The sequence below is a fragment of the Desulfovibrio sp. SGI.102 genome (assembly GCF_050314315.1).
Lineage (GTDB): Bacteria > Desulfobacterota > Desulfovibrionia > Desulfovibrionales > Desulfovibrionaceae > Desulfovibrio.
Window position 1 is genome coordinate 1 of the sequence record NZ_JBNPNC010000093.1, and the last position, 5278, is coordinate 5278.

Sequence of the window (5278 nt, forward strand, 5' to 3'; positions counted from 1 at the left end):
CACGGGGCGCAGGGCTTCGATGGCGGCCCTGTCCAGGACACGCTGGTTGGAGCTGCCGCGGAAATCCAGCTCCAGATCGCGCAGGGCTTCCACATAGGGACCGTCCACCAGCACGTCCACCTTGTCCAGCAACCGGCCCACGGCCGGGATCTTTTGGGCAAGGCTGTAGAGTTCCTCGCAGGTGTAGCCGCTGTAGGCATAGACGTTCTTGCCCGCGGCGTGCACGGCATCGGCCAGGTGGCACAGGGGCTCGGCCTGGACGAAAGGCTCGCCGCCGGAGAACGTGATGCCCGACAACAGGGGGTTTTCCATGAACTGACGCAGGATGTCGTCCGTATCCCGGAACTCTCCGCCGTCGAAGTCATGGGTCTGCGGATTGTGGCAGCCCGGGCAATGATGGGGACAGCCCTGGGTGAAGACCACGTAGCGCAGTCCGGGACCGTCTACGATGGACTCTTCCACAATACCGCTGATGCGGAGCCTAGGCATGCTTGACGCGGTCGCGTTCTTCGGCACGCTTGGCGTTGTTGAAACGGTCAAGCGTCCCCACCAGATAGCCGGTGATGCGGCGCACGCGTTCAAAAGCCACGCCTTCGCCCACCATTTTCACTTCGGCTTTGGTCTCGGTCAGTTCAGATTTCATCAGCATGGTCCAGGCTCCTCCTCTTGGGGTAAAAAGTGACGGAAACTAACGGCAGCAGTTGGGCATGTGCGGATACTTGCGGCGCAGCATCTTGAGCGTTTCCTGACTCACGGCCTCGCCCTCCTTGCGCCCGCAGCGGGGGCACTGGCCGTTGATGACGCCCACATAGCCGCACACAGGGTCGCGGTCCAGCGGATGGTTGATGGATCCGTAGCCCACACCCTTGTCGTGCATGAAACGGATGATGGTCTCAAAGGCTTCCAGGTTCTTGCAGGTATCGCCGTCCAGCTCCACATAGGTGATATGACCGGCATTGGTGAAGCTGTGGTAGGGCGCTTCCAGCTCGATCTTGCGGAAGGCCTTGATGGGGAAATACACGGGCACGTGGAAGGAGTTGGTGTAGTACTCCCGGTCCGTGACGCCCTTGATGACGCCGTACTTCTTGCGGTCCAGGGCCACGAAGCGGCCGCTCAGACCTTCGGCAGGCGTAGCGATCAGGGTAAAGTTGAGATGCGTCTTGGCGGCTTCGTCATCGCAGCGCTTGCGCATGTGTTCCACGATGCGCAGACCCAGCTTCTGGGACTCTTCGCTCTCGCCGTGATGCTTGCCGGTCAGGGCCACCAGGGTCTCGGCCAGACCGATGAATCCCACGGTCAGGGTGCCGTGCTTGAGCACTTCGGCCACGCTCTCGTCCCAGTCCAGCTTTTCGGAATCCAGCCAGATGCCGTTGCCCATCAGGAAGGGATAGTTGCGCACCTTCTTGGAGCACTGGATGTCGAAGCGGTGCAGCAGCTGGCGGAACACCAGGTCGATCTGATCGTCCAGCAGCTGGAAGAAGCGGTCCAGATCGCCCTTGGCCTCGATGCCCAGACGGGGCAGGTTGATGGACGTGAAGCTGAGGTTGCCGCGGCCACAGGTCACCTGGCGGTCGGGGTCGTACACGTTGCCCAGCACGCGGGTGCGGCAACCCATGTAGGCCACTTCGCTGTTGTAGTCACCGGGCTTGTAGTACTGCAGGTTGAACGGCGCATCCAGGAAGCTGAAATTGGGGAACAGACGCATGGCCGAGGTCTTGATGGCCATCTTGAACAGGTCGTAGTTGGGGTCGCCTTCGTTGTAGTTGACGCCTTCCTTGACCTTGAAGATCTGCACCGGGAAGATGGAGGTCTCGCCGCTGCCCAGACCGGCCTGGGTGGCCAGCAGCAGGTTGCGCACCACCATGCGGCCCTCGGCGGAGGTGTCGGTGCCGTAGTTGACGGAGCTGAAGGGCACCTGCGCACCGGCGCGGGAATTCATGGTGTTCAGGTTGTGCACGAAGGCTTCCATGGCCTGATAGGTGCGGCGGTCGGTGATGCGCAGGGCTTCCTCGGCGGCGTAGGCATGGGCGGCACGCACCAGATCGCGCTCGTTCTCGGCCACCAGGCCTTCCATGCGCTTGCCCAGTTCGTCCACATCGGCCATGCGGATGGCGGGCATCACGGGCAGCAGGATCTGCTGGCTGAATTCCTCGGCCTGGGCGGCATCCATGCCGGTCCTGATGCGCACGAAGGCGGTGAAGGCGTGGCGGTATTCCTTGCGGAAGGTCTTGGCCACGCCGCCGGCCATGGCGTAATCGAAGTGCGGCACGCTCTGGCCGCCGTGCATCTCGTTCTGGTTGGCCTGGATGGCGATACAGGCCAGGGCGGAATAGCTCTCGATGGAATTGGGCTCGCGCAGATGGCCGTGACCGGTGGAGAACCCGTTGCGGAACAGCGGGATCAGGTCGATCTGGCAACAGGTCTCGGTGAGCATGTAGAAATCCTTGTCATGGATATGGATGTCACCGTTGATGTGCGCGGCCGAGGCGTCCTTGGGCAGGACGTAGTTGTCGGTGAAATACTTGGCCCCTTCGGAACCGTACTTGAGCATGGTGCCCATGGCCGTATCGCCGTCGATGTTGGCGTTCTCGCGCTTGATGTCTTCTTCGATGGCGGGCGCGTAGGTCAGGGTCTTGTAGATCTCCATCAGGTACGATTCCGCGTTGCGGCGCTTGGTGTGCTCGGCGCGGTACAGGATGTAGGCCTTGGCGGTCTTGGCGTAATCGTACTGGATCAGGGTCTCTTCCACCACGTCCTGGATCTCTTCCACATGGCGGAGGTTCTGGGCTTCGAGCTTGCGGCAGACCTTTTCGGTGACGAACAGGAGATCCGTGGGGGACATGTCCTCGCCGGACGCCTTGTTGGCCTTGGTAATGGCATTGAGAATCTTGACGGAATCAAAGGCGACCTCGGTCCCGTCCCGCTTGATGATGCTCGCAAGCATGTTTTCCTGCTCCAGATCCAAAGATATTTGTTTTCCTGACCCGTTTTAGGGTCAACACAAAAGACCCTCCCTGTAGGGGAGGTCTCAGGCCCTGAAAAATCGCGAAAAAAAGGTGGAAAAAAGATACGGACGCCCGTCGACAGAGTGTCATGACGTCCCTTCCCAGCGGCAAAAACCCGTTGCCGTGAGGCTGTCCCCATGGACAAGCGGCAGAAGCAGGTCTTCCGGCTCGTCACCCTGCTCCCGGCCTTCCCGGCGGTTGCCAGTGGCACACGGGGGGAGCAGGTTCTGCGACTTACGGCGGCGGGTCCGCTCCCGGATCTCACGGGATTCCCGATGAAGCTCGTAGCAGCGCTTCTGCCCGCTCAAGATGGCAAAAGGAGCCCCAACTGTCAACACAGAGTTTTTGTAAGTATTTTACAACATTTTGAAATAATTGTAAAAAATCACAAGTCTGCGCCAAGACAGGCAATTTGCCAAAGTCCGCGCCAATTCTGGGCTGGCGGGATTTTTGAATCCGCAGACCACTCCGCCTGCGTCGTTTTTCACAACTTGCCGCCCTGCCGGAGCCCCCTTTTCCGCATAAAAAAGGGCTCTCCTCCGGGAAGCGGCTCCCCTGCCAGACGCCCCCTGCCGGATGACACAGCCCGTGTACGGACCGCGCATCCGGCGGGGACCCGGTTCAACCGGCGCGGGTACCCGTAAGTGCCCGCGCCAGCCTGTGGTCGCTAGACCGCCAGCTTGGGCAGGGTCGAGGCGCCGTGCGGCATGATGATGGTGCGCACGTCCAGCTCCTGTCCCAGGAAATGGCGGGCCTTGTCCAGGGCCTCGTCCAGGCTATGGCAGACATGCATCTTCGTCTTGCCGAACAGGGCGGCATCCATGTCCGTCACCAGGATGAGGTTGTGTTTCTCGGCCGCCTCGGCAAAGAGGAAGCCCACATAGCTGCCGATGGAAAAAGTATCGCGCAGGGCCTTTTCACGGGCCTGCATGTCGCTGTAGGCGCAGATCTGCGTCTCCACATCGGGGTTGCCGAAGCCTTCGGAGCAGCGGGAAAGCAGGATCATGGTCCCGCCCGGCTGCACGGCGCTCAGGGCGTTGCTCAGCAGCTTGATGGTCTGGTAAAGGTTGATGTCCTTGGGGTAGCCGCCCGCGCTGGCCACCACCAGGGGCGTACGCTCGGGGATGGCCACGCCTTCCATGCTGTCCACCAGACGGCAGGCCGCCGCATGGGACTGGACCCAGTCACCGGCAAAGGCCTTGATGATGCGGTAATCGTCATTGACCACCACATTGAGGCCGAAGCAGGGCCGGGCCATGGCCGCGGCCTCGAAGATGTCGGCATGGAAAATGTTGGTGTCCGCCATGTTGGCGCTGCGCACGTCGGCGTTGGTGCCGTTGCCGAAGCCGGGGTTCAGGGCCTGCTTGTGATGGCGCTGGATGGTCTCGTAACCGGCGATGCCGGGCAGCAGCATCTTGCCGCCGCCACCGAAGCCCGCCAGGAAGTGGTAGACCACGCCGCAGGTGATGATGATCTTGTCACAGGCCATGGCGTAGCTGTTGAACCACACCGGCGTGCCGCGGCTGGTATCGCCCACGTGCACCAGATGGGCCGTATCGCGGCAGTCGTGGTCGATGACGCGGATACGGCGGCAGATGTCCTCGCCCAGCAGACGGGCCTGCTCGTCGCCCATGTGGGCACGGTGCGTGCCCGTGGCCGTGACGATGAGGATGTCGCTGTCGGGGATGCCGCAGGCGTTGAGCTCTTCCACCATCACGTGGACGTAGACCGCGGGCGACTGCCACAAGCGGGTCACATCGGGCACCAGCAGGCAGATCTTCTCGCCGGGGTTGACGATGTCCTTCAGGCAGGGCGAGCCGATGGGATGGCGCAGGGCCTCACGCACGGCCTGATCCGGTTCCATGACCGGCAAGGACACAGGATTGGATTCCAGCACGGCCGCCAGGTTCTTGTCGGCCACCGGCATGGTCCAGGAAATATCACCATAGTGCAGCGTATGTTCTGACATGACGCACCTCATTCCCTCTAAGGCCAGAAAACAGCGGAACAGCTCCGCAGAGGTCCGCGACTATAGGCCCCTCGCCCGCGGGCCGCAAGCCCAAAATCCGGGGAACCATCCGATTTTATTTTATAAAATATCACATACCAAGCACTTTGCTTTGATTCCGTGCCGCCTGCCGGACTGCGCCCCGCCCCATTGATCCCCTCCTCTCCCGCCCTTGGTAAACGGGATCGAACCAAACAGCCCGCAACATCCACGCCTGCCCCTCTCCAGACAGCGGCGGGGACCGGCAGACAGACCTGAGCAAAAG

At 61.6% G+C, this 5278-nt stretch carries 4 protein-coding genes and 1 riboswitch; all 4 genes read right to left on the minus strand.

From position 1 onward, the window contains the following. Positions 1-489, minus strand: a 489-nt coding sequence (nrdG, locus tag ACQRCJ_RS12000; protein WP_427799892.1) for an anaerobic ribonucleoside-triphosphate reductase activating protein, incomplete at its 3' end; no start/stop codon positions are given. Next, positions 482-649, minus strand: a complete 168-nt coding sequence (nrdD, locus tag ACQRCJ_RS12005; RefSeq protein WP_006003899.1) for an anaerobic ribonucleoside-triphosphate reductase — start codon at positions 647-649, stop codon at positions 482-484. The genes nrdD and nrdG, both read right to left, overlap by 8 nt. 39 nt (positions 650-688) lie before the next feature. Beyond that, positions 689-2944, minus strand: coding sequence for an anaerobic ribonucleoside triphosphate reductase (locus tag ACQRCJ_RS12010; protein ID WP_204625619.1), 2256 nt, complete (start codon positions 2942-2944; stop codon positions 689-691). A 197-nt stretch (positions 2945-3141) separates the two neighbouring features. Further along, positions 3142-3318, minus strand: a riboswitch (cobalamin riboswitch). Positions 3319-3672: 354 nt separating this feature from the next. Continuing rightward, entirely contained in the window at positions 3673-4974 is a 1302-nt protein-coding gene (gene larA, locus ACQRCJ_RS12015; protein WP_304023077.1) for a nickel-dependent lactate racemase, read from the minus strand. Positions 4975-5278: the final 304 nt, after the last annotated feature.